The organism is Nonomuraea sp. NPDC049309, assembly GCF_043196965.1.
GTDB classification, from domain to species: domain Bacteria; phylum Actinomycetota; class Actinomycetes; order Streptosporangiales; family Streptosporangiaceae; genus Nonomuraea; species Nonomuraea fastidiosa.
The window spans coordinates 43,582-69,819 of record NZ_JBICSH010000010.1; the positions used below are offsets into that span (position 1 = coordinate 43,582).

Below are 26,238 nucleotides of genomic sequence, written 5' to 3' on the forward strand. Positions count from 1 at the left end.
GGACTTCATGCGGCGGCTTCCAAGTACGGCGCCCATTGCGGGTCGCCGATGGTGGAGGCGCCGATGAGCCGCCAGTGGGCGCCCCTCGGCACCGCGGGGCGCACGCGCAGCGTCCACCCCAGCTCCTCCAGGTACTTGTCGGCCTTCCTGTGGTTGCACGTGGTGCACGAGGCGACGCAGTTCTCCCACGTGTGGGTGCCGCCGCGCGACCGGGGGATCACGTGGTCTATCGTCTCGGCCTTCTGCCCGCAGTAGGCGCAGCGGTAGTCGTCGCGCCGCATGAGGGCGGCCCTGGTCAGCGGAATGCGGGAACGGTAGGGGATGCGGACATATCTGCGGAGCCTGATCACCGAGGGCACGTCGAGCGTGCGGCTCGCGGAGCGCAGCACCGCGCCGCGGCCGTCGCGGTGGACGACCTCGGCCTTGTCCCGCAGCACCAGGACGATCGCCCGGTGCAGCGACAAGGTGGTCAAGGGCTCGTAGGTGGCGTTGAGCAGCAGGACCTGGCGCATTATCGGGCCTTTCCGTACTGCGCGCGTATCAAGGGGGACATGCCGCGGCATGTCCCGGCTATCGACCCCTCCTGGGGCACTCGTGCTTCCGTCACAGTGGACCTCCGCCGGACGGCCCGACGGGTGGTCACCACGGCACCGTCCTGTCACCCAGTTTGGCGTTTGCACCGCGGTCCCCGCCACCCCAAAAAATCTCACCCTGGAATGACCAGTGGGACTCACGGTACGTTTTATGCCCGCTCGACCAGCACTTTACGCATGCCCGTTGGCAGTAGGGTTCGGTCCATGACGCGAGAGCCGTACCCGAGCGCACGCCGCGAAGACACCGTCGACATCCTGCACGGAACCCCTGTCCCCGACCCGTACCGCTGGCTCGAGGACCCGGACGGCCCCGAGACCAAGGAGTGGCTGAACGCGCAGGCCGAGCTGTACGCCAGGGAGCGGGGCGAGCAGCGCTTCAAGGACCGCATCGCCGAGCTGCTCAAGTCGGGCTCGGTGGGGGTGCCGGCCTGGCGCGGCGATCGCTACTTCTTCTCCCGGCGTACGCCGGACAAGGAGCACGCCGTCTACTACGTGGTCGAGCCGGACGGCACCGAGCGCGCCCTGATCGACCCGACGGCGATCGATCCGTCGGGGCTGACCACGCTCGACGCGGTGCAGCCCGACAAGGAGGGGCGGCTGCTCGCCTACCAGCTCTCGGTGGGCGGCGACGAGGAGTCGGTCCTGTACGTCATGGACGTCGCCACGGGCGAGCGCGTGGAGGGCCCGATCGACCGCTGCCGCTACTCCCCCGTGGCCTGGCTGCCGGGCGGCGAGGCGTTCTACTACGTGCGCCGGCTGCCCGAGACCGAGGTGCCGGAGGACGAGCGGCAGTTCCACCGCCGCGTCTACCTGCACCGCGTGGGCACCTCCACCGAGGACGACGTGATGATCTTCGGGCAGGGCCTGAAGATGACCAACTACTACGGCGTCTCGGTCTCCCGCGACGGCCGCTGGCTGCAGATCTCGGCGTCCGAGGGCACCGCGCCGCGCAACGACCTGTGGGTCGCCGACCTGACCGCATCGCCGATCGACCGGCCCGAGCTGCGGGTCGTGCAGGAGGGCGTGGACGCGCAGACCGGGCTGGTGTTCGGCCGCGACGGCAGGCTGTACATCTACACCGACCGCGACGCGCGGCGGGGCCGGGTGTGCGTCACCGACCCGTCCGAGCCGGGCTACGAGAGCTGGCGCGACCTGATCCCCGAGGACCCCGAGGCGGTGCTGTCCGACTTCGCGATCCTTGACGACCTGGAGCGCCCGGTCATGCTGGTGGGCTGGACCCGCCACGCGATCAGCGAGATCACCGTGCACGACCTGGCGACCGGCGAGCGCATCGGCGAGGTGCCGACGCCGGGGCTCGGCACGATCGGCGGCATCGCCGAGCGTCCCGAGGGCGGCTACGAGGCGTGGTTCGGCTACACCGACAACACCACCCCGCCCACCGTGCAGCGCTACGACGCGCGGACGGGCGAGACCACGCTGTGGGCGGCCTCGCCGGGCGTGGTGGAGGTGCCGCCGGTCCGCACGGAGCAGGTGGTCTACCGCTCGAAGGACGGCACCGACGTCCGCATGCTGATCATCTCGCCGGCGGGCGAGGCGTCCGGCCCGCGGCCCACCATCCTGTACGGCTACGGCGGCTTCGGCCTGTCGATGACCCCCGGCTACTCCGCCTCGATCCTGGCCTGGGTGGAGGCCGGCGGCGTCTACGCCATCGCCAACCTGCGCGGCGGCGGCGAAGAGGGCGAGGAGTGGCACCGCGCGGGCATGCTGGCCGACAAGCAGAACGTGTTCGACGACTTCCACGCCGCCGCCGAGCACCTCATCGCCACCGGCGTGACCACGCGGGAGCAGCTCGGCATCTCCGGCGGCTCCAACGGCGGCCTGCTGGTGGGGGCGGCGCTGACGCAGCGTCCCGAGCTGTATGCGGCCGTGGTCTGCTCGGCGCCACTGCTCGACATGATCAGGTACGAGAAGTTCGGCCTCGGCGCCACCTGGAACGTCGAGTACGGCTCGGCCGACGACCCGGAGCAGTTCCAGTGGCTGTGGGGTTACTCCCCCTACCACCACGTCAAGGAGGGGGTGGCGTATCCGGCGACGCTGTTCACGGTCTTCCAGTCCGACACGCGGGTTCACCCGCTGCACGCCTGGAAGATGTGCGCGGCGCTGCAGCACGCCTCGTCCTCGGGCAAGCCGGTGCTGCTGCGCAACGAGGCCGAGGTGGGTCACGGTGCGCGCGCGGTCAGCAGGTCGGCCGATCTGTGGGCTGACACGCTGACGTTCCTCGCCCGGCACACCGGGCTCTAGGAAACGCCCGTCCAGCCGTACCTAGCGCGGGAAGACGATCGTCTTGTGGCCGTCGAGCAGCACCCGCTGCTCGGCGTGCCACTTGACCGCCCTGGCCAGCGTCAGGCACTCGACGTCGCGCCCCATCGCCACCAGGTCCTCGGGCGAGTGGCTGTGGTTGACCCTGACCACCTCCTGCTCGATGATCGGGCCCTCGTCGAGGTCGGCGGTCACGTAGTGGGCGGTCGCGCCGATGAGCTTGACGCCGCGGGCGTGGGCCTGGTGGTAGGGCTTGGCGCCTTTGAACGACGGCAGGAACGAGTGGTGGATGTTGATGGCCCGCCCGGCCAGCTTCTCGCAGAGCTCCTCCGACAGCACCTGCATGTAGCGGGCCAGCACCACCAGATCGACCTGGTAGTGCTCGATCAGCGCCAGCACCTCGGCCTCCTGCTTGGGCTTGGTCTCGGGGGTGACCGGCAGGTGGTGGTAGTCGATGCCGTACGACTGGGTGAGCGGCCGCAGGTCGGGGTGGTTGGAGACGACGGCGACGATCTCGATGCCGAGCGTCCCCGTCCGCACCCGGTAGAGCAGGTCGTTGAGGCAGTGGCCGAACTTGCTCACCATGATCATCACGCGCGGCTTCCTGGCCACGTCGCGGACCGCGAACTCCATCGCGAAGTCGGGCGCGAGCGCGGCGAACGCGGCGTTGAGCTCGTCCTCGCCCAGCGGCGACGAGAACTGCACGCGCATGAAGAAGCGCTGCCCCACCCTGTCGCCGAACTGCTGGCTCTCGATGATGTTGCAACCGTGTCCGGCGAGCAGGCCGGAGACGGCGGCCACGACACCTGGCCGGTCGGGACAGGACAGCGTCAGGATGTATTCGGCGGGGCTGGTCATGCGTTCACTCTCGCGGGCTCGAAGCGGTGGGCCGCCCTGAGCGTCACGACACCTGTCACAACACGCGTCATAACGGCTGGGCGGTCATCGTCGAGGGTACCCGGGAAGCCCTGAGGCAGTGGTGCCGTTGTCTTTCTTCCAGGGTAGTTAAGTCGGTTGAAACCGGTACCGATACGGTAGGTGGCGTGAATTGCCTCGTCGCGGGCTGGCGGGGCGGAGATGGAGCACGTTTCCTTGGACGCCGTCGTACTGATCGTGGTGGCCTGTCTGTTCGCCGTGATCTCAGGGGTCAACGACGGCGGTGCACTGGTCGCGACGGGGCTCAAACTGCCCACCGTGCGGCCGGTGACCGGGGTCGCGGTGCTCGTCGTCGCGGTGGCCACCGTGCCGCTGCTCACCCACCAGGTGGCGCTGACGTTCGTCAACCGGCTGGCCTCGTTCGACGACCCCGGCGGGCGCGCCGCGATGACGATCGCGGTCGTGGCCGCGCTGATCGTGGTGACCGTGCTCAGCGCGAAAGGCCGCCCGACCAGCCTGACGCTGGCCGTCGTCGGCGGGCTCACCGGGGCCGGGCTCGGCTGGGGCCTGCCGGTCTCCGGCGGGTCGGTCGCGCTGGTGCTGGCGTTCGGCATCGCGGCGCCCTTCGTCGGCGGGCTGCTGGCGTGGGTGCTCATCCGGGTGCTCGTCGCCGCCACCACCGCGCGGGGCCTGTGGCGCTGGCACTGGGCCGGGTTCCTGCTGCAGACGCTGGCGTACGCGGCCAACGACGCCCAGAAGATGCTGGCCGTGTTCATGGTCGCGGCCGGCTTCACCGGGGCGCCCGTCCAGTACACGGTGCTGGTCGCGGTGCTGTTCGGCATCGGCACCATGTACGGGCTGCCCAGGGGCGGCCGCACGCTCAGCCGCGAGATCATCGTCTCCCGGCCCCCGCACGGCGTCGCCGCCGAGCTGTCGGCCGGCACGGCCGTGATCGCGTCCGCGGCGGCCGGCATGCCGGTGAGCATGACCCAGGCCATCGCGGGCGCGCTCATCGGCGCGGGCGTCGCGCAGGGCGGCGGCCGGGTCCGCTGGTACGCCGCGAGCAAGATCGTGGCGGCCTGGCTGCTGACGCTGCCGGCCAGCGCGCTCCTGGGATGGGGCCTCGCACTACTGGTGAAGGGATTCGCGGGCGTGAGGCTGTCGTGACGATCTTGTTAGTGGGGGTGCGTACGTGAAACGACTGAGGCGGATCCGGGACCTCATGACCGGGCGCATGGACAGCGCGCTGTCCGAGGCGCTGCTCGGCCAGCTCGAGGCCACGAAGGAGGGCGCGTGGCTGGCCATGGCCATGATCGGCGGTGAGGTCGGCAGAACGGGCGCGCACGAGCAGATGCGCTCGATCGAGCACCTCGGCGACGAGGAGCGGGCCCGCCTCATCGACGAGCTCAAGACCGCCCTCGTCACGCCCATCGACCGCGAGGACCTGTTCCGGCTCTCGCGCTCGATCGACGACGTGCTCGACTCGCTGCGCGACTTCGTCCGCGAGTCCCACCTGTACCGGGTGCCCGACCAGATCCGTTTCACGCCGCTGCTCGACCAGGTCATCGTCGGCATCGACGCCCTGGAGAACGCCGTGCGCAACCTCACCTCCCGGCCCTCCGTGGTGGCGCAGGACGCACTGGAGGCGAAGAAGGCGGGCGGCGCGATCCGGCGCATGTACCAGTACGAGATCTCCCGCATCTTCTCCGGCGAGCTGTCCGCCGAGGCCATGAAGGAGCGCGAGCTGGTGCGGCGGCTGGAGATCGTCGGCATCGCGATCGGCGAGGCGGCCGACGCGATCGCCGACGGCGCCATGAAGCGGTGAACCCGCAGGTAGGATGTTCGACTGAGATGCAACAGAACGTGCGCACCGCGTCGAGCAGGGCCCGCGGGCTCACCCACACCGCGCCCGCCGAGGTCACGCTCCAGGCCGCCCTGGAGGCGCTCGCCGACCCGATCCGCCGCCGTATCGTGCGCGAGCTGGCCGAGGTGCCCGACTGGGAGCGGGCCTGCGGCACGTTCAACCACCTGCCCGTCGCCAAGTCCACGCTCAGCCACCACTTCTCCGTCCTGCGCAACGTCGGGCTGCTCGAACAGCGCGACGAGGGCGCGCGCCGGCTCAACCGGCTGCGCCGCGCCGAATTCGACGAGCGCTTCCCCGGGCTGCTCGCGCTGGTGATCGGCGAGGACGCATGACCGAGGCCCAGGACTCCACCCCCGCGCCCGCGCCGTCTGCCTCGACCGCGACGGCCGGGTGCTCTTGATGCACTGGTACGACCGGATCGCCGGCGCCGACGTCTTCGAGCCGCCGGGCGGCCGGCTCGAACCCGGGGAGAGCCCGCTGGAGGCCGCACGGCGCGAGCCGGCCGAGGAGCTGCCGGAGGGCGTCGACCCGCCGGAGCTCCCGGAGATCATCGAGCGGCTGACGCGGTCTCAGCGGCCGGCCTGACCCGGTCCGGGTTCACCGCTCGCCGTGCCCCAGCTCGGTCATCGTCCGCGTCATGAGGCCGCGCAGCAGCTCGCCCGCCAGCTTCTCGTGCCGGTCCTCCACGGACATGCCGGTGTTGACCCGCTCCCGATAGACCTCGCGCTCGTGCGGATCGGTGTAGGGCAGCGCGGTCATCGCCACGACCACGCTCACCCTCGTGCCCCCTTGCGGCACGACCGCCACCGCGTGCGTGCGCAGGCACGTCTCGTCGGGGCCGCCGTACCAGCCGCACTTGACCGCGGCGTCCGCCCTGCCCACCGCCTGGCGCGCCCCGAACGTCTGCGACTCCGGCACCTTCGCCATCCAGCCGAGCACCGCCTCCGCCACCGGGTCGCCGGTCGCGGCGGCCTGGGCGAGCACCGCGTACGCGGCGGCCACCTCGCCGGCCGCGACCTCGACAGAGCCGAACCGCGACGGGTCGCCATTGGGCGGCGTCCAGCGCACGCCGGTGCGCTCGTACAGGTCGTCGAGGATGACGCGGGGCCCCACCGACAGCCACAGGGCGAGCGTGTCGGCGTTGGACGAGACGACCACCGCGGGCTCGGCGTGCCTGCGCCACCGCTCGGCGTCGCCGATGCGGCCGGCCGTCACCCAGGCGTACAGGGGCTTGAGCAGGGAGGCGCAGCGCAGCCTGGTCAGGCCCGAGCTGACCGCGACCGTGCGGGCGGGCGGCCCGCCGTAGCCGCGCCTGATGCCCGCCGCCTGGGCGCCGGCGCTCTGGTCGAGGTCGTCGAGCAGCTCGTTGAAGCTCACGCCCCAACCGTAGACCCACCGGCCGCCCGCGCCGCGTCATCCGCGCCGGAGACGACGGCGAGGTTCCTCACAGGTCGTACACGGTGAGGGTGATCGCCAGGGCGGCGGGAATCAGCGCGGCGACGCCGGCGATCGCCGCGATCCGCCCGCCGCGCGGGGTCCTGGGCTCCGTCACGTACGCCGCCAGCGCGCCGGCTGCCGCGAACATCGCGCCGGTGGCCACCAGGTGGGCCGGTGCGGACGTCCACGACGGCAGCGGCTCCGCCGCCGCGTGCGCGAGCGTGGACGTCCACGACGGCAAGGGCCCCGCCGCCAGCCTGAACACCGCGTACATCCCGGTCGCGACCAGCGCCACCCGCCGTCCGGGGCGCACGCCCGCCCCGTCCAGCGCGTACGCCGCGACGGCCAGCAGCGCCAGGCTGATGGCGGCGACCACGCCGATGGCCGGGACCAGGCACCCCCAGTCGCCGCACCCGACGCCCGCCCAGGCCAGCCGCATGCTCGCCCACCACCAGGCGCCGAGCGCCCCGCACACCGCCGCACCTCGCCCGATTCGCCGCCCCATGCTCCACATGCTCCCACCGTCCCGCCCGCACCCTGCCCGGGTGGAGCGTGGCAGGAGCTGCGGCAGCGAGCACGGCGCGGCGAGCACGCCGGCCCGGGGCTCAGCGGCCGGTGGACGGCTTCACGAGGTGGTGGCGCGGTGGTCGTCGGCGGTGGCTTCCGGGTGGCGGCCGAGGGCGCGCAGGACGATGGCGCGGTTGGCGTACAGGTCGGGCTGGGGGTCGAGGGCGATGGCCTGGGTGAGGTCGGCCAGCGCGCCTTCGAGGTCGCCGGTCGCGTAGCGCAGGACGCCGCGGTTGCCCCAGGCGGCGGCCAGGTCGGGGGCGTGGTCCACGGCGAGGTCGAGGGCGGTGGCGGCCTCGGGGAAGCGGCCGGCGGCGGTCTCGAGCTGGCCGAGCACGGTGAGCAGGTGCGGGTTGCCGGGCGCGAGGGCGAGCCCGGCGTCGACGTCCGCCCTGGCCGCGTCGTCGCGGTCGAGCGCGGCGAGCAGGCCGGCGCGGTTGATGTAGGCGTCCAGGTAGCCGGGGTCGAGCTCGATGACGCGGGTGAGGTCGGCGAGGGCGCCGTCGATGTCGCCCCGCACGGTACGCAGCTCCGCCCGGTTGTAGTACGCCTCGGGCAGCGGCGGCCCAGCGGCGATGGCCTGTTCGAAGTCGGCCAGCGCCTCCTCGTGCCGCCCGAGCCGGAAGAGCAGGTTGCCGCGTTCGAGGTAGTAGTCGGGGAAGCCGGGGTCGAGGGCGATCGCGGCGGCGTAGTCCTCCAGGGCCTCCTTGTGGCGCCCGTGGGCGGCCAGTAACTGGGCGCGGTTGGCGAGCAGCACCATCCGGTGGACGGGGTGGCGGGGGCCGAGCTCGCGGGCCAGCTCGATGGCGGATTCGACGAGGGACAGCGCGGCGTCGATCCGGCCCTGGCGCAGTTCGACGAGCGCCAGGCCGTTGCGGTCGAAGCCGAGTTTGAAGGCGCGTTCCGCGGGGTCGGGCAGCAGGCCGGAGATGGCGATGGCGAGGTTGAGCCAGGCGCGGGCGCGGGTGAGGTCGCGTTCGGCGGGGTCGGGGTGGCGGGCGTCGAGCATGGCGGTGCCGTACGCGGCCGCGGCGTGCATGGCGGGGTCCTGGCTGGCCTCGCGTACGCGGTCCCACAGCTCGCGGGCCTCGTCGGTGCGTCCGAGCCCGCCGAGCGCGGTGGCGGTGCGCTGGGCGAAGTCCCACCAGCGGGCTCCGCCGGCCCGCGTGCCCGCCATGCCCAGGCGGCCGAGCTCGACGGCGGCGTGCAGGAATCCTTCGCGCATGCAGCGATCGACGAGCGGCCACAGCTCCTCGGGGGCGCTGGGCCCAGGCGGGGGTTCGGGTCCGCCGGAGTAGACGGTGATCGCCAGGGTCTCGGGCGGTACGCGCCGCATGAGCACGTCGAGCAGCTCGGTGTCGGTGGGGTCGGCGGCGGCCGCGTTGCACACGGCGATGGCCGACCCGGGCGGCACGGCGTCGCGGACGAACTCGGCGATCCCGTTGGCCAGCCGCAGCGTGCGGCGGGGCGCGGGCACGAGGATGCGTTCCTCGTCGGAGAGCCGGGCGTCGATCGTGCCGCGCCGTGCGGGCACGCTGCCGGCCAGCTCGGGCGCGGCGGCCAGGATCTCGATGTCGTGTGCGGCCACCAGGTCAGGAGCGTCCCGCAGCGCCGCCGGCACCAGGTGGCCGAGGAGGGCGGCGGCGAAGGTGTAGGGGCCGCGCGGCCGCCGATGCGCGTCGATCATCGGCATCAGCAGCCGCGCGGCCCCGTTCCGGGCGGGTGGTCCGCCCTCGACCTTGAGGTGGGACCTCTCCTCGGTCACCCCTTGTGAATGACGCTGGAGGTCCCTGCGAGCCTCGCGGTTCCAGGCTTGCGGACGACGATGCGTTTCATGGCGTGCCTCTCCACTCGGGGTTAATCACCCATTATTGGGACACCCCACCGAATAGCAAGATTTATTCGAATTAAGTGGGAGGCTAATGGATAAAATCCACTTGCCTTCCGAATGGCATATGTAACCCATTAGGAGCGAAACCAGCGGTGCAATCCTGTGGTATGAGACCGCTCGGAATCCTCCATGAGGTCGCACAGGCACCGCCCCAGCAACGTGATCGATTGACAGCATCCCGGCCCCGGCAGGCTCTTGGCCCGCACGATGCGGGTGGCCCGGTCGAGCAGGCGCTCCAGGCTGGGCTCCGCGCCGCCCTTGAGCGAGCGGGTCTGCCAGGGGCACGACGCGGCGTCCGTACAGGCGCTGCTGTTGATGTACGGTACGGGCCCGCGCTCGAGCCGCAGCCGGTCCTCGCGCTTGACGCGCTGCTCGGCCAGCACGTGAGCGGCCCTGCGGGCGACGGAGAGCAGGTGACGGCGGCGCCGTTCGTCCGGCGGCGGCCCCGCGGATCTGGGCAGCGCGAGCAGCGTCGCCCCGCCCATCAGCACGCCGCCGAGCACCATGCCCCAGCCCATCGGCTCGTCGAACCAGATGACCGCGATGGCGGCCACCCACACGGGCTGCGTGGACATGAGGATCTGGCTCGGCATGGCGGGCACGTGCGCCTGCCCGTACGAGCGGGCCAGAAAGCCCAGCGCGCACGACACCACCGACAGGTGGGCGAGGATCAGCCAGTCGGGCAGGTCGCCCGGCACGGAGATCCCGTCGCGTACGGCGAAACCGCCGGTGAGCACGCCGATGGTGAGCAGCTGCACGGTGGTCAGCCCGTACGCGGGAAAACCCGACGGCCGTTTGGACAGATGGGCGAGAAAGAGCGTGTGACCCGAGTAGAGAGCGGCGGCGAGGAGCGTGATCCCCAGCGCGGGCAGTGACATGCCGTCGGCGTCCATGCCGCGTACGAGCGTGAACACCCCCATGCCCGCCAGTGCGAGCACCACCCCCGCCCAGATGCGCCGCGGCACCCGCTGCCGGAAGAGCACCAGCGACAGCAGCGGCGTGATGACCACGCTGCACCCCACGGCGAAGCCCGAGATCGCGGACGGAAGGTCCTTGAGCGCCATCGCCTGCGCCGTCTGCCCCACCCCGAACAGGAACCCCAGAATCACGCCGTGGAACCAGGAGCGGCGCGACATCCCCCGAAGGCCGCGCGGCCTGATGACGATCAGCGTGAGACCCGCGATGAGATACCGCTCGGCGAGCAGATCCTCCACCGGTAAACGGGGGATGAGATCTTTCATCAGCGGGAACGCCGACCCCCAGGCGGCACTGACGAACAACAGGAGCGCGGCTCCCAGTAGGGGGCGGGGAGCGGGCAAGACTGCCATGGAAAAAGCATGGCACTACTATTCGCGACGTCAGATATACAGGGCGCAGCCGGTGAGGGTTGCTTACACCTCGGTGGTAAGAGCCTCACCCGTGGGTTCGTAACACCTCATCCGCGAGGGCTGAAGGGGGCGTCTCGGACACGTTCCGCGCAGATATCGGGCCCGGTCGGGCGGGACCGCGGAACGTCCTCAAAGGGATTCGGCGGGCATGTCACGCCGGGGTCCCCGGGAACAGTCACCGGGAAAAGCAGAGGTGGCGACCCCAGGAGGGGGTATTTGGGGTCGTACGTGAGCGGGACTGGTCAGCTTTCCATAACGGCGCGCGGGACGAGCCGTTTCTCTCCGTAGATGACGGTGTGCTCGCCGACCCGCTCGCGGGAGAGCTCGCGCCAGCCCCGGCGCTGGTAGAGCGCCAGCGCGGCTTCCTGATTGAGCGTGGTGTCACCGCGCACCCGCTGGAAGCCGAGCTCGACCGCGCGCCGCTCGAGGGCGGCGAGCATGGCAGCGCCGTATCCGCGCCGTTGATGTTCGGGATGCACGCGCAGCCGGCAGACCTCGGCCGTGGAGGTGTCGATGGGTTTCAGACCGCCCATCGCCACGATCCGCGAGCCCACCTCGCCCACCAGGAAGTCGCCGCCGCAGGCGAGATAGACCTCCTGGATGCGGGGGAAGTCGTCTTCGTAGTAGACGCCGTCTCCCGGCACCAGGCCCACCTCGGCGAGGCAGATCCGGTGCAGCGCGAGCAGGGTGTCGAGGTCGGACCAGCGATAACGCCTGATCCTCAGCTTCATTTATCGCCCCCTTGCATCAGGTGCTGTTTGGGTCGTCGAAGCTGTGCGAAGTACTCGTCCACCCCTGGCGCGCCGGCGGCCTTGAGCGCCTCCCCGAGCGCGAGCGCGGGACGGACGATGAGGTCGGTGAAGTACTCGTCGCCGACCAGGCTGAGCGCGCGGGTGCCGATGGCCACGGCCTCCGCCAGCTCGCCGTCGATGAGCTTGCACTGGGCCTGGTCGAGCCGGATCAGGGTCTGGTCGAGGATGTGGTCTTCGTACTTGGTGAGCGCCTGGTCGAGGACGACCTCCGCCTCGATCGTCTGGCCGAGCTTGGTGAGCACGTCGCCCTGGTAGAAGTAGAGCTGCTTTTCGGTGTAGCCGAAGGCGACGTCCTCGCGGTCTTCGGCCCTCATGTGGGCGAACGCGTTGCGCGCCCGTGCCAGCGCGCGCTTGGCCTGATCGACGATCTCCTTCTTGTTGCCGTCGCCCGCGGCCAGCGCGGCCAGCGCCCTGGCCTCGACGACCGGCGCCATGGCCTGCGCCGGGCACGGCATGGAGCCCGCCATGTCGCGGCTCTTCTTCGCGAGGTTGAGCGCCTCGCGGGCGTCGCCGAAGTACAGGGGGACGAGCGACTCGCGGGCGCAGATCCACGCCCGCAGCGCGCGGTCGCCGGTCTCGTCGGCGGCGGTGCGCCCGGTGCGGAAGAACGAGCGGGCCAGCCGGTGATCGCCGAGGTTGATGAGGATCATCCCGCTCAGGCCGGCGAGCTGGGCGGCCATCCTGCACAGCCGCTCCTGCAGGTCGATCGGCTGGCGGCGGGACATCGCCGTGCGCACGGCGCTCAGCTCCAGCAGCACGTCGCACAGCAGCCGCAGCGGGGCCGTCGTCGTGTACTGGCGGCCGAAGCTGACCGTCGCCTCCTCCCACTGGTCGAGCATCGCGGCCGAAACCGTGGCCGAGACCAGCGTCTCGTCCATCCTGCGCCGGATGCCCTCGCACGCCCCCAGCACCGGACCGTCGAGCTTCACGCCCTTGCCGTCGGTGTTGAGCAGGTTTAAGAGGGTGCGCCGGAGGATGTTCTCGTCCTCCTCCGCGTCGGGGTCGGGCTCGGGGTCGGCCGGCTTGATCGTCAGGTCGCGCTCCTGCTGGCCGCAGCGCTCCTTGATCTCGATGCCGGGGCTCGGGGCGCGGTGGCTGTGGCCGCATATGCAGGGCGCGTCGTAGCCGAGGGCGATCGGCTCGACGCGGTAGACGGTGCACAGATAGTGCAGGTACTCGGGGCCGGGGCGTTTCAGGCCGCTCTCGTACGCCGACAGCAGCGTCTCGCCGATGCCGGGCATCGGCTTGTTGTCGCGCTCGAACAGGGCGCGCACCTGTTCGATCACGTCGGCGAGCGCGATGCCGTACGCCAGACGATGCGCCTTGATGCGAGTCGTGCTGAACTGCGCGGTGCACGCCTCATGAATCTCATCGGCGATCTGGGCCGTGGTGCGCCCCGCGGCGAGGCCCCTGGCCCTGATCCGCCGAGCGATCTCAGTCTCTCGGTGCTGTCTGCCGGACATCCCCGGCCCCTCTCACGCAAGTCTCGACCGGTCCGCAACTGGTGACTCAGCGTAGCCCTTGAGTCGCTGTACGCCTACCCATGACTATGAAGCAATGACAGCGAGATGGGAAACGCCGATAGGGAGCCTACGGTTAAGGATCGTCCTCCCGAGGACTGTTTCTTACAACCCATGAGTGAGAAGCGACTCCCCGTGAACGAACAGCCCCGTTGCGCAATCCCCTGACTTGGGCCATGTTTGGCGCACCGGCCACGAATCACAAGGGAGGGACGAACGGTGGGGGACGACAACTTCGAGCACCTTGAGCGTCTGGTGACCGAGCTCGGCGCCCGCGGTCTGCTCGCCCGAGTGGTCCGCACGCAGAGCGGGCGCACCTTCGTCCGGGTGATCAACCCGGACGCCACAAGCCTGTCCGAGAACGTCACGTGCCGCCCGGCCGCCGTCTCGGACGCCTCGTCCTGGTGGTACTGCTGGTCGTGGGGCGACCGGATGCACACGGCCGACGATCCGGCCGGTGCGGCGAACAAGGTCGCCCGCGTGCTCGCCGTCGCGGGTGAGTGAACGACGTGGCGAACCGGGTGGAGCGCAGCCACCGCGGCTCGTCACGGCGCACGGCGGTGAACCGGGTGGAGCGCAGCCACCGCGGCTCACCGCGACCCACGGCGGCTCCTGGGGGCCGGCGGGGTGGCCGGTGCGGAGGGGCGCCGAAGTACCGGGCCTCTGGTCACCCCGCCGGTTCCGGCCGGCCGTACCGGCCGCACCACGAGCCACCCGTCCGCGCAGCCGGGCGGGTGTCCGGGGGATCCCTCCCGGAACCGGCTCGGGACACGCTTCCGGGTGCGTGTCCCGTCCGAGCCGTCCGTCATCGGAGCGCCGCCTCTCTCCCTCCGCGGCCCAGAGAGCCGGCGACCCCGTCTTCCCCGGCGTGATGTGACGGCGGGCGGTTCGGCCGACGGTATTTTTGGATCGAAACGGTCCAAAGGGTCGGCCGTTCCGCTTCCGGAGGGGGATCCACCATAGTGTTACTGCTGGTGACGCCGTCGCCACAGCCGACGTCGCCGTCTCCGTCACTGCTGCCGGACGTCGACGAAATCGCCACGGAGATGTCGGCGGTCTGCAAAAGCGACACCATCCTCTGCTCTACGCTGGTGAGGGTGTTCGGCAACGAGCCTTGGGCGCCGCTGGTGTCCAACGCGATCACCATCGTCCTCATCCTCGTGTTCGCCTTCGTCGTGCGGAAGTTCGCCGTGCGGATCATCACGAAGGTGGTGCACCGGGCGGCGATGAGCGGCTCGCTCACCAGCAGGTTCCGCAGAGGAGCGGCGACAGACGGCATCGACGCGCTGCTGCACGAGCGGCGCAAGCAGCGCGCCGAGACCCTGGGCTCGATCCTCAGGTACGTCGTGTCGGTGGTGGTGCTCGGCACCGCGGTGCTGACGGTGCTCGACCGGCTCACGATCCCGATCGCCCCGCTGCTCACGAGCGTCGGCATCGTGGGCGTGGCGGTCGGCTTCGGCGCCCAGGAGCTGGTGAAGGACTTCATCGCCGGCATGTTCATGCTGCTCGAAGACCAGTACGGCGTGGGCGACGTGATCGACGCCGGCCCCGCCGTGGGCACGGTCGAGGCGGTCACGCTGCGCATCACCCGGCTGCGCGACGCCGACGGACGGGTGTGGTACATCCGCAACGGCACGATCACCCGGGTCGGCAACGAGTCGCAGGGCTGGTCGCGGGCGTACGTCGACGTGCCGGTGCCGTACGACGCCGACGTGGTGGGCGTCAAGGTGCTGCTCGAACAGGTGGCCGAGGAGATGTGGGCCGACCCCGAGCTGCGCGAGACCAAGATGGTGGAGCAGCCGCAGGTGTTCGGCGTGGAGCAGATGTCCGACAGTTCGCTGGTGTTCCGCCTCACCACCAAGACGCTGCCGGCCGCGCAGTCCGAGGTGGCGCGCGAGATGCGGCTGCGGGTCAAGCACGCCCTCGACACGGCGGGCATCCAGCTTGTGGGCAGCGCCTAAGCTAGTAATCGTGACTGAAACCTCCTTTTACGACGCCGTCGGGGGCGAGGAGACGTTCCGGCGCCTCGTACACCGCTTCTATGAGGGGGTTGCGGAAGACCCGCTGCTGCGGCCGCTCTATCCGGAAGCCGACCTCACCGGCGCGGAAGAGCGGCTGCGGGGCTTCCTGATCCAGTACTGGGGCGGTCCCAAGACCTACAGCGAGCAGCGCGGCCACCCCCGGCTGCGCATGCGCCACATGCCGTTCGTCATCGGCGAGCGCGAGCGGGACGCCTGGTTGCGCCACATGCGCGACGCGGTCGACGAGCTCGATCTGCCGGAGGAGTACGAGAAGCGGCTGTGGGACTACCTGGTGTACGCCGCCCACAGCCTGGTGAACTCCCCCACGTAACGGGGCATGACACGCCACATGGAGATCCCCTGGTGGCGTGACGCGGTCGTCTACGAGATCTACGTTCGCAGTTTCGCCGACGCCTCAGGAGACGGCGTCGGCGACCTGGCCGGCATCCGCGAGCGCCTGCCCTATCTGCGAGACCTGGGCGTCGACGCCATCTGGCTGACGCCGTTCTACCCCTCCCCCATGGCCGACGGCGGCTACGACGTGGCCGACTACCGGGGCGTGGACCCGATGTTCGGCTCGCTCGCCGACTTCGACGCCGTGGTGGCCCGCGCGCACGAGCTGGGCCTGCGGGTGATCGTGGACATCGTGCCCAACCACAGCTCGTCGGAGCACCCCTGGTTCCAGGAGGCGCTGCGCGGGACGGGCCGCGACCGGTACATCTTCCGCGACCGCCCCAACAACTGGCGCTCCACCTTCGGCGGCCCCGCCTGGACGCAGGTCGCCGACGGGCAGTACTACCTGCACCTGTTCGCGCCGGCGCAGCCCGACTTCAACTGGCGCAACCGCGAGGTGCACGAGATGTTCCTCGACGTGCTGCGGTTCTGGCTGGATCGCGGGGTGGACGGGTTCCGCATCGACGTGGCGATGGGCCTGTACAAGGCGGAGGGGCTGCCCGACGTGGACGACCAGGCCTTCGGCACGGTCTCGCCGATGTGGGGGCGGCCGGAGGTGCACGACGTCTACCGCGAGTGGCGGCGGCTGCTCGACTCCTACCCGGGCGAGCGGATGGCCGTGGGCGAGGTGTGGACCGACGACCACGAGGACCTGGCCCGCTACGTGCGCCCCGACGAGCTGCACCAGAGCTTCAACTTCGCCTGGCTGCAGGCGCCGTGGTCGGCCGGGGCGTTCCGCAAGGTGATCGATGACACGCTGGCGGCCGTGCCGCACGCGACCTGGGTGCTGTCCAACCACGACGTCGTACGCCACCGCACCCGCTACGAGGGCGCCGAGCCCGGCACGGGCCTGGCGCGGGCCAGGGCGGCGCTGCTCGCGATGCTGGCCCTGCCCGGCTCCGCCTACCTCTACCAGGGCGAGGAGCTGGGGCTGCCGGAGGTCACGGACCTGCCGGACGCCGCCAGGCAGGACCCGGTGTTCTTCCAGACGAAGGGCGAGCAGCCGGGGCGCGACGGGTGCCGGGTGCCGATCCCGTGGACGGTGGATCCGCCCTCGCACGGGTTCTCGCCGGGCGGGGTGGAGCCGTGGCTGCCGCAGCCCGCCTCGTTCGCCGAGCTGAGCGTGGAGAAGCAGGAGGGCGTGGCGGACTCGACGCTGGAGTTCTATCGGCGGGCGCTGGCGCTGCGCCGCGAGCTGGTGGGGGAGATTCCTTATACCTTGGAGTGGCTCGATTCCCCCGAAGGAGCGCTTTTCTTCACCAGGGGGTCGCTGATCTGCGCGATCAACTGCGGCACCGGCCCCGTACGCCTGCCCGAGCACGACGAGGTGCTGCTGCCGAGCGGCCCGCTCAGGCGCGACCTGCTGCCGCCGGACACCGCGGTGTGGCTGCGCCGCCGGTCATGAGCGCTCGGCCCGCAGCGGGATGACGGGCAGCGAGATCAGCGCGCAGCCCAGGCCGGCGGCGAAGCCCGCCCAGTAGCCTGAGCCCTCGATGAGCAGGCCCAGCAGCGGCGTGGCGGCGAGCGCGACGGTGTTCTGCACGGTGTTGTGCGTGCCGAGCACCCGCCCCGCCCAGCCGGGCCCGGCCAGCTCGCCGGCGGCGAGGTAGGCCAGGCCGTTGCCCGCCACGGTCATCACCGAGGCGAGCGCGAGCATGGCCACGCCGAACGCGGCCCCGGTGAAGGACCCGGCGACCAGCAGGGCGAGCACGACGAGGTTCCAGAGCGTGAGCAGCAGGAGCGGCCGCATGCGCAGGCCGGTGTGGTCCGACCAGCGTCCTGCGACGATGCGCACGGCGGCGCCGGCGATCGCGGCCACCCCGAACAGCCGCCCGGCCGCGACGCCGTCCCAGCCGTAGGAGGTGACCAGGCAGTCCACCCCGTACGTGGCGACGACGATCTGCGGCACCGCGTGCAGGGCGCTGGTGGCGTGCACCCGCCACAGGGCGGGCTGCCGGTACGGCGACCCCACGGCGACGGGCCTGCTCTCCGGCACCGCCTGCGGCGGCTCGGCCAGGAAGAGCGCGGCCAGCACGGCGGCGAGCAGCGCGAGGCCCGAGCAGAGCAGCAGCACGCCGGTCAGGCCGTGAGCGGCGGCCACGGGCGGCAGCACGAAGGCGGCCACGGCCATGCCGAGGGTGTAGGAGACCTGGCGCAGGCCCATGGCGACGCCGCGCTCCGGCGGCCGGAACCAGCGCAGCACGATCCGGCCGCCGCCGACCATCGCGGCCGAGCCGCCCGCGCCGGCGGCGGCCAGCAGCGCGATCACGGCCCAGGTGCTCGTGGCGAAGGCGGCGCCGGCCAGCGTCACGGCGGCCAGGCCGACGCCGAGGCCGAGCACGAGCCGTTCGCCGTGGCGGTCGGCGAGCGCGCCCCAGGCGACCAGGGCACTCAGAATCCCTATCGCCGGGGCGTTACCGATCAGGCCGCCCACAGGCAGTGAGACACCGAAATGGCGCAGGATTTCGGGCATCACCAGAGGCAGCCCGTACAGCCCTAACGTGACGCTGGCGTGCGCGTTGACGCCCAGCGCCAGCATCCACCACCGTCTCATCGGCCGAGGCGGCTCAGACCGCGTAGCGCTTGAGGTAGGCCAGCTCGCTCTCGGTCAGGCGGCGCGGCGCGGCCCGCTCGGCGTCGTAGGCCGCGAGCACCGACTTCGCCGTGACGTAGAGGTCCTCGTCGTCGCGGATCTCGTACTGCAGCGTGAACCGTACCGGGCGGATCTCCGTGACCCAGGTCTCGACGCGTACGGGCGCCGCGCGAAAGCCCAGCGGGCGGCGGTAGTCGATCTCGTGGCGGGTCACCACGAGGCCTCCGAAGGGCTCGTGGCCCTCGTTGTACGGGTCGATGCTGAGCATGCCGAACCGCGCGTCCTCCAGATAGTCGAGGAAGCGCACGTTGTTCACATGGCCCTGAGAGTCGATGTCGCCGAATCTCACCACGCGCGGATAGATGTGCCGTCGTTCCGGGGAAGGTGCAACCACGTCCGCCACCGTACCGGGCGCGCTCAGGTGGCGCGGCGGCGGGCCAGGCAGGTCAGCACGGTCAGCACCGAGACCGCGGCCATCGTGCCGAGCGCCCACCGGTAGCCGAGGACCAGCTGCCCGACCGCCTCCCCCGACAGCAGGCCGAGCGTGCCGGCGAAGACCTGCTGGTGCAGCGCGGCGGGCAGCGGCGCGACGAGGATCGACAGCACCATGCCGGTGCCGACGACGTTTCCGGTGTTCTGCAGCATGAGGCGCATCGCGTTGACGATGCCGAGCCTGTTGGACGGCAGGCCGTCGAGTATGGCGGTGTTGTTGGCGGGCAGGAACACGCCGGAGCCGAGCCCGATGAGCACCAGCCCGGCGGCGACCGCCGGGTACGGCATGGCCGTGGACATCACGGCCATCATGACCGCGAGCCCGCAGGTGGTGGTGGCGGCCCCGGCCACGGCGAGCGTGCGGGCGCCGAAGCGGCGCTGCAGGAAACCGGAGATCACCGAGGCGGTCATGGCGGCGACGGCCAGCGGCAGCACCTTGAGCCCGGCCCGTACGGGATCGTCACCGCGCACGGCCTGGAAGTAGAGCGCGACGAGGAAGACCATGCCCATGCGCGCGACGGCGTTGAGGAAGGAGGCGAGGGTCCCGAAGGCGAACGACGGCTCGCGGAAGAGGCTCATGTCCACCACGGGGTGCGCGGCACGGCGTTCCCTGAGCACGAACAGCGGCAGCCCCACCAGGAAGAGCACCGCGCCGCCGAGCACCAGGGGATGTCCCCAGCCGAGCCTGGTGAACTCCGACAGCGCGAGCAGCAGCCCGCCGAGCGTCAGCAGCACGAGCAGGCTGCCGGGCCCGTCGAGCCCGCCGTCGCGCCGGGCGGGCGCCGTCCTGCGCAGCGTGCGCGCGCCCCACAGCAGGCAGATCAGGCCGATCGGCACGTTGAACCAGAACACCCAGCGCCAGCCCAGGCTCGCGGCGAGCACGCCGCCCAGCGTGGGACCGATGAGGCCGGCGATGGAGAACGAGGCGACGTACACGCCCATGCCCTCGCCCAGCCGCTCGCGCGGGAAGGCGTCGCTGACCAGCGCGGCGCTGTTGGTGAGCAGCATGGCCGCGCCCGCGGCCTGCACCACCCGCATGGCGACGACCGGCCAGGGGCTCGGGGCGAGCCCGGCGAGCAGGGCGGCGACCGTGTACGTGGCCAGCCCCAGCAGGTACATCCTGCGCCTGCCGAACAAGTCGGCCAGTCTTCCGAATACCACCATGAGGACGGTCGTGGTCAACTGGTAGCCGAGGAGTATCCAGCTCGCCGCGGTGGCGTCGGCGCCGGTCTCCCGCGCGATCTCGGGGAGCGCGACGTTGATCGCGCTGCCGCCGAGCCCGGTCAGGACGCTGGCCAGGCTCACGACCGACAGGGTCCGCCAGGCGTGGCCGAGGGTCGGGGTGGTCGCCGCCAAAGGCCCTTATCCTTTCTAGATTTCAATACTAGAATCTTATTCGCATCGCCAGCCGGTCAAGCTGCGCGAGGTGCCGGCTGAGCGGGTGACACCGCCGGCCGGTCACGGAGCGAGGTGCCCGAGCAGCGGGTCGCACCGCCGGCCGGTCACGGAGCGACGTACCCGAAACGGGTCGCACCGCCGGCCGGTCGGGCTGCGCGATGCGTCGTCAGCCGGTCTAGGAGCGAGGTGTCGGATGAGCGGGATAGTCGAGGGCCGCGTGGTGATCGTCACGGGCGCGGCCAGGGGCATCGGGCGAGGGCACGCCCTGGAGTTCGCCAGGCAGGGCGCGAAGGTGGTGGTCAACGACCTCGGAGCGGAGGTGGACGGCACCGGCAGGTCGGGGGCGGCGGCCGAGGTGGTCGCGGAGATCGAGGCCATGGGCGGCGAGGCCATCGTCAACGGCGAGGACGTCTCCGACTTCGACGGCGCCGAGCGGCTGATCCGCGCGGCCATCGACCGTTTCGGCACGCTCGACGTGCTGGTCAACAACGCGGGCATCCTGCGCGACCGGATGCTGGTCAACATGACCGCCGAGGAGTGGGACGCGGTCATCAGGGTGCACCTGCGCGGCACGTTCGCGCCCCTGCGCCACGCCGCCGCCTACTGGCGCTCGAAGGCCAAGGCGGGCGAGCCGGTGGACGCCCGCATCATCAACACGACATCGTCCTCGGGCATCTACGGCAACCCGGGACAGGGCAACTACGGCGCCGCGAAGGCCGGCATCGCGGGCCTGACCATCATCGCCGCCAGGGAGCTGGAGCGTTACGGCGTGACGGTCAACGCCATCGCGCCCGCCGCGCTCACCCGCATGACCGAGAACCTGCTGCCGAAGGGCGCCAAGGGCGCCGACCCCGAGGACATCGCGCCGCTGGTCGTCTGGCTGGCCAGCGCGGAGGCGCGCACCATCACGGGGCGGGTGTTCAACGTGCGCGGCGGCGCCATCAGCGTGGCCGAGGGCTGGCACGCCGGCCCCGGCGTGGACAAGGGCAGCCGCTGGGACCCGGCGGAGCTGGGCTCGGTCATCCCCGCCCTGGTCGAGAAGGCCCAGCCCAACGCGCTGACCAACGGCCGCATCCCCGGGCGGGAGGACTGACATGCCACTCGATCACAGCGTCATCGGCGTGGAGAGCGAGCCGTACGAGCGCACGTGGACGGCCAAGGACACCATGCTGTACGCGCTCGGCGTCGGCGCGGGCGTCTCGGAGCTGGAGTTCACCACGGAGAAGGGGCAGCGGGTGCTGCCGACGTTCGCGGTGCTGGCCGCGCAGGCGCCGGGGCGTCGGCTCGGCGGCTTCGACCCGGCCATGCTGGTCCACGCCGAGCAGGGCTTCGAGCTGCACCGCGAGCTGCCGCCCGCGGGCGGGGTGCGGACCACGTCGAAGGTGACCGGCATCTACGACAAGGGCTCGGGCGCGCTGGTGGTCTCCGAGTCCAGGGCCATGGACATCGACACCGGCGAGCTCGTGATCTCCTCGCGCAGCTCGGTGTTCATCAGAGGCGAGGGCGGCTTCGGCGGCGACCGCGGGCCGCGCGACCCATGGGCGGCGCCGGACCGGGCGCCCGACCACAAGGTGACGTACGAGACCCGCCCCGAGCAGGCGCTCATCTACCGGCTGTCGGGCGACTACAACCCGCTGCACAGCGATCCCGAGTTCGCCGCGCGGGCCGGGTTCGACCGGCCGATCCTGCACGGGCTGTGCACGTACGGGGTGACCGGGCGGGCGCTGCTGCACACCGTGGCGGGCTCCGACCCGGCCAGGTTCAAGGCCATGTCGGGGCGCTTTTCCGCCCCGGTCTTCCCGGGCGAGTCGCTGACCGTCTCGATCTGGGTGGACGGCACGGACGTGCTGTTCCGTACCGCCAAAGACGACGGGACCGTGGTGATCGACCGGGGCCGCGCGACGATCGTCTAGTCGTCCTCGCGCAGCGCCTTCAGGGGGTCGAGGCGGCGGATGAGCGTCACCGCCGCCTCGATGACCTCCTGCGCCTCCTCCTCGCTGTCGGAGGTGGCGACCTCGCGGGCGGCCTCGCCGATGATGCTGGTCAGCACGGCCACCGTGAACCGGTCGAGCGGGTCGCCGCCCGCGCCGAGCAGCACCGCGTTCTGGCGCACCCACTCGCGCCCGCGGGTGCGGCGGATCAGCTCGAAGCCCGGGGGTCCGTCGCCGTCGATGAAGAGCCTGACCAGGTCACGCCGCTCCCACGCGCCGGCGAGGTAGGCCCGCGCGCCCGCGATCAGCAGCTCGACCGGATCGGTGACCCCCTCTTTCTTGGCCTTGGCCACGCTGGCGGCCGACGCCTGCTCGTGCGCCGCCTGATGATCCTCGTACAGGGCGAGGAACAGCTCCGTCTTGCCGCCGAAGTGGTGGTAGAGGCTGCCCACGCTGGAGCCGGCGCGTGCGACGACGTCGGAGACGTTGGAGTCGGCGAAGCCGTGCTCGCTGAAGACCTCCCGCGCGGCCTGCAGCATGCTCTTGCGGGTCTGGGCCGAACGGCTCCACTCCCACGAGGACTTGCGTGCCATGCCGGTAATCGTAGCGCAGCTAATTCTAGAATCAGATTCTTGACACTGGGACACGAAGGCTAGAACCTCTTCCTAGAGAACGATTCTAGAAATGCCCAGGGAGGCGGCTGTGGACTTCTCGCTCACCCCCGAGGAACGGCAGATCCGTGACACCGTCAGGTCCTTCATCGAGAAGGAGGTCATGCCGTTGGAGCCGGAGGTCCTGCGCAATGAGCGCGAGGGCCGCCCCGGGCTCTCCCCCGACGTGCTGAAGGAACTGCGCGCGAAGGCCAGGAAGTCGGGCTTCTGGGGCATCAACACGCCCGAGGAGTACGGCGGCGCCGCGCTCGGCCCCATCATGTCCGCGATCATCGCCATGGAGACCGGCAGGACGTTCGTGCCGTTCTCGTTCGGCGGCAGCGCCGACAACATCCTGTACGCCGGCACCGAGGAGCAGAAGCAGCGCTACCTCATCCCCACCATCGAGGGCGAGCGGCGCTCCTGCTTCGCCATCACCGAGCCGGGGGCCGGGTCCGACGCCCGCAACATCCGCACCCGCGCGGTCCGCGACGGCTCCGAATGGGTGATCAACGGCGAGAAGACGTTCATCACCGGCGGCAACGAGGCCGACTTCGTCATGGTCTTCGCCGTCGCCGAGGGGTACGGCGTCACCTGCTTCCTCGTGGACAGGGACATGGGCTGGAAGTCCGAGCCGATCCCGACCATGGGCCAGTGGGGGCCGGCCTCTCTCGTCTTCGAGGACGTACGGGTGCCCGAGGAGAACATCCTGGGCGAGCTGGGCAAGGGCTTCGACCTGGCCATGCAGTGGATCGGCCAGGGCCGCTACATGATCCCCGCCCGCGCCATCGGCTCGGCCGAGCGCATGCTCCAGATGGCCATCGACTACGCCAAGATCCGCAAGTCCATGGGCCAGCCCATCGCGAACTACCAGGCCATCCAGTGGATGATCGCCGACTCCCAGGTGGAGATCGAGGCCGCCAAGTGGCTCACGCTCTACGCCGCCTGGCGGGTGAGCCAGGGCATGGACGCCCGGCACGCCTCCTCCATCGCCAAGCTCAACGGCGCCGTCATGGCGAACCAGGTCGTGGACCGCGTCCTGCAGATCCACGGCGGCATGGGCTACACCAAGGAGCTGCCGATCGAGCGGTGGTATCGCGAACTGCGCCTGCTGCGCATCTTCGAGGGCACCGACGAGATCCAGCGCCGCACCATCGCCCGCAACCTCATCAAGGGGCACGTCAAGCTCGGCCTCATCGGAGAGTGAGCGGCATGTCCGTCCGCGAGCTGTTCAACCCGCGCTCGATCGCCCTGGTCGGCGCGACGGACAAGTCCGGCTGGTCCGTCAGCACGCTCAACAACCTGCGCGCCCACGGCTTCCCCGGGCCCGTGCACCTCGTCAACCCCCGGGGCGGCGTGGTGCACGGCATGCCGGCGCACAAGAGCCTCGCCGACATCGCCGAGCCCGTGGACCTGGCCTACGTGATGGTGCCGACCGCGGCCGTGCTCGGCGTGCTGCGCGAAGGCGCCAAACTCGGCATCGGCTGCTACGTGATCCTCACGGCCGGGTTCGGCGAGGCCGGCGAGGAAGGCGCGCGGCTCGAATCGGAGATCGCCGGCTTCGCCGCCGAACACGGGCTGACCGTGCTCGGGCCCAACGGCAACGGCTACATCAACGCCGCCGCCGGCATCACCCCGTACGGGCTGCCGATCCAGCCGCCGCTGCTGCGCGGCGAGGTCGGCGTGGTGCTGCAGAGCGGCGCGCTGGCCAGCTCCGTGCTCTCCTTCGCGCAGGCCCGCAACGTCGGCATCAGCCTGCTCACCTCCATGGGCAACGAGGCCGTCGTCAGCGTCACCGACGTCATCGACTACCTCATCGACGACCCGGCCACCCGGGTCATCGCGCTGTTCCTGGAGACCGTGCGCAACCCGGCCGAGTTCTCCCGGGTCGCGCGGCGGGCGCTGGAGGCGGGCAAGCCGATCGTGGCGCTCAAGATCGGCCGCAGCACGCTCGCCTCGCACACCGCGCAGGCCCACACCGGCGCGCTCGTCGGCGACGACGACGTGATCGACGCGGCGCTGCGCCAGCTCGGCGTGATCCGCGTACGGTCGCTGGAAGACCTCATCATCACCGCCGGGCTGCTCGCCGCCTGCGGGCCGCTGCCGGGGCCGCGCGTCGGCGTCGTGACGCCGTCCGGCGGCGCCTCGGAGATCATCGCCGACCGGGCCGAGGACGAAGGCCTCGAGCTGCCGCCGTTCGCGCCCGAGACCGTGGAGCGGCTGCGCGAGATCGTGCCGTCGTTCGGCACCGTGCAGAACCCGCTCGACGTCACCGGGTACGTGCTCATCGACCGCACCCTGCTCGGCCGCGCGCTGGAGACGGTCTCCGCCGACCCGAACATCGACCTCGTCATGCTGCTGTCCGAGCCGCCCAAGAACGCACCGCCCGACCCCGCCCCCGTGCTCGCCCAGTACCGCGCCAGCGCCGAGCGCATCGCCGCCTCCCGGGTGCCGGTCGTGGTGGTGAGCAACGTGCTCACCGACGTCACCGCGTTCGGGCGGCAGGTGCAGCAGGAGACCGGGTTCCCGTACGTGGCGGGCGGCATCGAGCACGGCATGACCGCCATCGGGGCCGCCGTCCGGTGGTCGCGCACGCGCGCCCGGCTGCTGTCGCGTCCCGAGCCGATCCCCCGCACCGGGCCGCCGTCCGCGCCCCGAGCGCTCCCCCACGCCGGCGAGGCGGGGCGCCCGCCCGGCGCGCACGGCGTGTGGGCCGAACACCGCGCGGCGGCGCTGCTCGCCGCGGCCGGGCTGCCGGTCGTGCCGTCCGAGCTGGCCCGCTCGGAGGCCGAGGCGGTGGCCGCCGCCGAACGCTTCGGCCATCCCGTCGTGCTCAAGGCCGCCGCCGAAGGGCTCGGGCACAAGAGCGACGTCGGCGGGGTCCGGCTGGGGCTCGGCTCCGCTGAGGACGTCCGGCGGGCCTACCGCGAGGTGGCCGCCGCCGTGCCGTCGCTCGACGGCGTGCTCGTCCAGCCACAGCGCGAGGGCGGGATCGAGCTGCTGGTCGGCGTCGTCCGCGACCCCGCCTGGGGGCTGACGCTGGCCGTGGGGCTCGGCGGCGTCTGGGTCGAGGTGCTGCGCGACACCGCGCTGCGCGTGCTGCCGGTGGACGCGGCCGAGGTGCGCACGGCGCTGTCGGAGCTGCGCGGAGCCTCGCTGCTGAACGGGGTGCGCGGCGGACCGGCCGCTGACCTCGACGCGGTGGCCGACGTGGTGGCGCGGATCGCGGGGTTCGCCGAGACGCTGGGCGACGCGCTGGAGTCGCTGGAGATCAATCCCCTGCTCGTCACGGGGTCTCAGGTGGAGGCGCTGGACGCCCTGGTGACCTGGCGCTGACCCCGCCTGGCGCGCCCGGCCCTGGCCCGGGTCGCCCTCCGGCCGGGCGCGCCCGGCCCTGGGCGGCCCTGGCCGGGCTCGCGCGGCCGGAGGGCCGGGCGCCACCCCCTTACGCCTGAAGCGGCTCCGGCGGGAG

The 26,238-nt window shown here is 71.5% G+C and carries 24 protein-coding genes and 1 pseudogene; 13 read left to right on the forward strand and 12 right to left on the reverse strand.

Going from position 1 to position 26,238, the window contains the following annotated elements; all coding sequences use genetic code 11:
• Positions 1-5: 5 nt before the first annotated feature.
• The gene (locus ACGFIM_RS38225) at positions 6-512 is read right to left on the reverse strand and encodes an HNH endonuclease (protein ID WP_393211386.1); all 507 of its coding nucleotides are present in this window, start codon (positions 510-512) and stop codon (positions 6-8) included.
• A gap of 285 nt (positions 513-797) precedes the next feature.
• On the opposite strand from ACGFIM_RS38225, the gene ACGFIM_RS38230 reads away from it, so the two are divergent.
• Positions 798-2,855, forward strand: coding sequence for a prolyl oligopeptidase family protein (locus ACGFIM_RS38230; RefSeq protein ID WP_393211389.1), 2,058 nt, complete (start codon positions 798-800; stop codon positions 2,853-2,855).
• Positions 2,856-2,876: 21 nt separating this feature from the next.
• Here the strand turns inward: ACGFIM_RS38230 and purU are convergent, their stop codons facing one another.
• The gene (purU, locus tag ACGFIM_RS38235; protein WP_393211392.1) at positions 2,877-3,731 is read right to left on the reverse strand and encodes a formyltetrahydrofolate deformylase; all 855 of its coding nucleotides are present in this window, start codon (positions 3,729-3,731) and stop codon (positions 2,877-2,879) included.
• A 234-nt stretch (positions 3,732-3,965) separates the two neighbouring features.
• Here purU and ACGFIM_RS38240 point away from each other — a divergent pair, with 234 nt between their 5' ends.
• From ACGFIM_RS38240 to ACGFIM_RS38255, 4 genes and pseudogenes are all read left to right on the forward strand, one after another.
• Positions 3,966-4,916, forward strand: a complete 951-nt coding sequence (locus tag ACGFIM_RS38240; RefSeq protein WP_393211395.1) for an anion permease — start codon at positions 3,966-3,968, stop codon at positions 4,914-4,916.
• A 25-nt stretch (positions 4,917-4,941) separates the two neighbouring features.
• Positions 4,942-5,574 carry a DUF47 domain-containing protein gene (locus ACGFIM_RS38245; RefSeq protein ID WP_393211398.1) on the forward strand — a complete coding sequence of 211 codons (633 nt, stop codon included), beginning with the start codon at positions 4,942-4,944 and terminating at the stop codon, positions 5,572-5,574.
• Between the two features lie 26 nt (positions 5,575-5,600).
• Complete coding sequence (locus ACGFIM_RS38250) at positions 5,601-5,945, forward strand: ArsR/SmtB family transcription factor (RefSeq protein WP_393211401.1); 345 nt, start codon at positions 5,601-5,603, stop codon at positions 5,943-5,945.
• A 25-nt stretch (positions 5,946-5,970) separates the two neighbouring features.
• Positions 5,971-6,198 (forward strand): annotated as a pseudogene (locus ACGFIM_RS38255) (NUDIX domain-containing protein); the annotation flags it as partial.
• Positions 6,199-6,210: 12 nt separating this feature from the next.
• Here the strand turns inward: ACGFIM_RS38255 and ACGFIM_RS38260 are convergent.
• The 6 genes from ACGFIM_RS38260 to ACGFIM_RS38285 form a co-directional block, all read right to left on the reverse strand.
• A complete protein-coding gene (locus tag ACGFIM_RS38260; protein WP_393211404.1) occupies positions 6,211-6,990 on the reverse strand; it encodes a hypothetical protein in 780 nt (259 codons plus the stop codon).
• 67 nt (positions 6,991-7,057) lie between these two features.
• Positions 7,058-7,555, reverse strand: a complete 498-nt coding sequence (locus tag ACGFIM_RS38265) for a hypothetical protein (RefSeq protein WP_393211407.1) — start codon at positions 7,553-7,555, stop codon at positions 7,058-7,060.
• Positions 7,556-7,675: 120 nt separating this feature from the next.
• A complete protein-coding gene (locus ACGFIM_RS38270; protein ID WP_393211410.1) occupies positions 7,676-9,382 on the reverse strand; it encodes a tetratricopeptide repeat protein in 1,707 nt (568 codons plus the stop codon).
• A gap of 200 nt (positions 9,383-9,582) precedes the next feature.
• Positions 9,583-10,836 carry a DMT family transporter gene (locus ACGFIM_RS38275; RefSeq protein ID WP_393211413.1) on the reverse strand — a complete coding sequence of 418 codons (1,254 nt, stop codon included), beginning with the start codon at positions 10,834-10,836 and terminating at the stop codon, positions 9,583-9,585.
• Between the two features lie 302 nt (positions 10,837-11,138).
• On the reverse strand, positions 11,139-11,627 hold the full coding sequence (locus ACGFIM_RS38280; protein WP_393211416.1) for a GNAT family N-acetyltransferase: 489 nt from the start codon (positions 11,625-11,627) through the stop codon (positions 11,139-11,141).
• Positions 11,624-13,171, reverse strand: a complete 1,548-nt coding sequence (locus tag ACGFIM_RS38285; protein ID WP_393211419.1) for an XRE family transcriptional regulator — start codon at positions 13,169-13,171, stop codon at positions 11,624-11,626. The genes ACGFIM_RS38280 and ACGFIM_RS38285 overlap by 4 nt, the downstream gene beginning before the upstream one ends.
• Positions 13,172-13,447: 276 nt before the next feature.
• On the opposite strand from ACGFIM_RS38285, the gene ACGFIM_RS38290 reads away from it, so the two are divergent.
• From ACGFIM_RS38290 to ACGFIM_RS38305, 4 genes are all read left to right on the forward strand, one after another.
• Positions 13,448-13,732, forward strand: coding sequence for a hypothetical protein (locus ACGFIM_RS38290; RefSeq protein WP_393211422.1), 285 nt, complete (start codon positions 13,448-13,450; stop codon positions 13,730-13,732).
• A gap of 593 nt (positions 13,733-14,325) precedes the next feature.
• On the forward strand, positions 14,326-15,189 hold the full coding sequence (locus ACGFIM_RS38295) for a mechanosensitive ion channel family protein (protein ID WP_393211424.1): 864 nt from the start codon (positions 14,326-14,328) through the stop codon (positions 15,187-15,189).
• A 10-nt stretch (positions 15,190-15,199) separates the two neighbouring features.
• Positions 15,200-15,580 carry a globin gene (locus ACGFIM_RS38300; protein ID WP_364057803.1) on the forward strand — a complete coding sequence of 127 codons (381 nt, stop codon included), beginning with the start codon at positions 15,200-15,202 and terminating at the stop codon, positions 15,578-15,580.
• Positions 15,581-15,598: 18 nt separating this feature from the next.
• Positions 15,599-17,107: an alpha-amylase family glycosyl hydrolase gene (locus ACGFIM_RS38305; protein ID WP_393211546.1), complete on the forward strand. Its 1,509-nt coding sequence runs from the start codon at positions 15,599-15,601 to the stop codon at positions 17,105-17,107.
• On the opposite strand, the gene ACGFIM_RS38310 is transcribed toward ACGFIM_RS38305, so the two are convergent.
• Genes ACGFIM_RS38310 through ACGFIM_RS38320 form a run of 3 tightly spaced genes read right to left on the reverse strand, consistent with a single transcriptional unit; the run spans position 17,102 to position 20,143 of the window.
• Positions 17,102-18,256, reverse strand: coding sequence for an MFS transporter (locus ACGFIM_RS38310; RefSeq protein ID WP_393211427.1), 1,155 nt, complete (start codon positions 18,254-18,256; stop codon positions 17,102-17,104). The two genes, ACGFIM_RS38305 and ACGFIM_RS38310, sit on opposite strands and share 6 nt — an antisense overlap.
• A 13-nt stretch (positions 18,257-18,269) precedes the next feature.
• On the reverse strand, positions 18,270-18,689 hold the full coding sequence (locus ACGFIM_RS38315; RefSeq protein WP_393211430.1) for an acyl-CoA thioesterase: 420 nt from the start codon (positions 18,687-18,689) through the stop codon (positions 18,270-18,272).
• Between the two features lie 23 nt (positions 18,690-18,712).
• Positions 18,713-20,143: an MFS transporter gene (locus ACGFIM_RS38320; protein WP_393211433.1), complete on the reverse strand. Its 1,431-nt coding sequence runs from the start codon at positions 20,141-20,143 to the stop codon at positions 18,713-18,715.
• A gap of 235 nt (positions 20,144-20,378) precedes the next feature.
• Here ACGFIM_RS38320 and ACGFIM_RS38325 point away from each other — a divergent pair, with 235 nt between their 5' ends.
• Together ACGFIM_RS38325 and ACGFIM_RS38330 are read left to right on the forward strand one after the other, a co-directional pair.
• A complete protein-coding gene (locus ACGFIM_RS38325; protein WP_393211436.1) occupies positions 20,379-21,278 on the forward strand; it encodes an SDR family oxidoreductase in 900 nt (299 codons plus the stop codon).
• A 1-nt stretch (position 21,279) separates the two neighbouring features.
• Positions 21,280-22,098, forward strand: coding sequence for a MaoC/PaaZ C-terminal domain-containing protein (locus ACGFIM_RS38330; protein WP_393211438.1), 819 nt, complete (start codon positions 21,280-21,282; stop codon positions 22,096-22,098).
• Here the strand turns inward: ACGFIM_RS38330 and ACGFIM_RS38335 are convergent.
• On the reverse strand, positions 22,095-22,709 hold the full coding sequence (locus ACGFIM_RS38335; RefSeq protein ID WP_393211441.1) for a TetR/AcrR family transcriptional regulator: 615 nt from the start codon (positions 22,707-22,709) through the stop codon (positions 22,095-22,097). The genes ACGFIM_RS38330 and ACGFIM_RS38335 overlap by 4 nt on opposite strands.
• A gap of 91 nt (positions 22,710-22,800) precedes the next feature.
• Here ACGFIM_RS38335 and ACGFIM_RS38340 point away from each other — a divergent pair, with 91 nt between their 5' ends.
• Positions 22,801-23,973 (forward strand): acyl-CoA dehydrogenase family protein, encoded by a 1,173-nt coding sequence (locus ACGFIM_RS38340; RefSeq protein WP_378784741.1) that lies wholly within the window; start codon positions 22,801-22,803, stop codon positions 23,971-23,973.
• Positions 23,974-23,978: 5 nt separating this feature from the next.
• Positions 23,979-26,102, forward strand: coding sequence for an acetate--CoA ligase family protein (locus tag ACGFIM_RS38345; protein ID WP_393211445.1), 2,124 nt, complete (start codon positions 23,979-23,981; stop codon positions 26,100-26,102).
• The last annotated feature ends 136 nt before the right edge of the window (positions 26,103-26,238 follow it).

What these genes read in the sequence shown, in the direction of transcription:
- ACGFIM_RS38225 (WP_393211386.1), bottom strand. Translation starts at nt 512, where the DNA reads ATGCGCCAGGTCCTGCTGCTCAACGCCACCTACGAGCCCTTGACCACC.
- ACGFIM_RS38230 (WP_393211389.1), top strand. Translation starts at nt 798, where the DNA reads ATGACGCGAGAGCCGTACCCGAGCGCACGCCGCGAAGACACCGTCGAC.
- purU (WP_393211392.1), bottom strand. Translation starts at nt 3,731, where the DNA reads ATGACCAGCCCCGCCGAATACATCCTGACGCTGTCCTGTCCCGACCGG.
- ACGFIM_RS38250 (WP_393211401.1), top strand. Translation starts at nt 5,601, where the DNA reads ATGCAACAGAACGTGCGCACCGCGTCGAGCAGGGCCCGCGGGCTCACC.
- ACGFIM_RS38265 (WP_393211407.1), bottom strand. Translation starts at nt 7,555, where the DNA reads ATGGGGCGGCGAATCGGGCGAGGTGCGGCGGTGTGCGGGGCGCTCGGC.
- ACGFIM_RS38275 (WP_393211413.1), bottom strand. Translation starts at nt 10,836, where the DNA reads ATGGCAGTCTTGCCCGCTCCCCGCCCCCTACTGGGAGCCGCGCTCCTG.
- ACGFIM_RS38280 (WP_393211416.1), bottom strand. Translation starts at nt 11,627, where the DNA reads ATGAAGCTGAGGATCAGGCGTTATCGCTGGTCCGACCTCGACACCCTG.
- ACGFIM_RS38285 (WP_393211419.1), bottom strand. Translation starts at nt 13,171, where the DNA reads ATGTCCGGCAGACAGCACCGAGAGACTGAGATCGCTCGGCGGATCAGG.
- ACGFIM_RS38305 (WP_393211546.1), top strand. Translation starts at nt 15,599, where the DNA reads ATGGAGATCCCCTGGTGGCGTGACGCGGTCGTCTACGAGATCTACGTT.
- ACGFIM_RS38310 (WP_393211427.1), bottom strand. Translation starts at nt 18,256, where the DNA reads ATGAGACGGTGGTGGATGCTGGCGCTGGGCGTCAACGCGCACGCCAGC.
- ACGFIM_RS38325 (WP_393211436.1), top strand. Translation starts at nt 20,379, where the DNA reads ATGAGCGGGATAGTCGAGGGCCGCGTGGTGATCGTCACGGGCGCGGCC.
- ACGFIM_RS38330 (WP_393211438.1), top strand. Translation starts at nt 21,280, where the DNA reads ATGCCACTCGATCACAGCGTCATCGGCGTGGAGAGCGAGCCGTACGAG.
- ACGFIM_RS38335 (WP_393211441.1), bottom strand. Translation starts at nt 22,709, where the DNA reads ATGGCACGCAAGTCCTCGTGGGAGTGGAGCCGTTCGGCCCAGACCCGC.
- ACGFIM_RS38340 (WP_378784741.1), top strand. Translation starts at nt 22,801, where the DNA reads ATGCCCAGGGAGGCGGCTGTGGACTTCTCGCTCACCCCCGAGGAACGG.
- ACGFIM_RS38345 (WP_393211445.1), top strand. Translation starts at nt 23,979, where the DNA reads ATGTCCGTCCGCGAGCTGTTCAACCCGCGCTCGATCGCCCTGGTCGGC.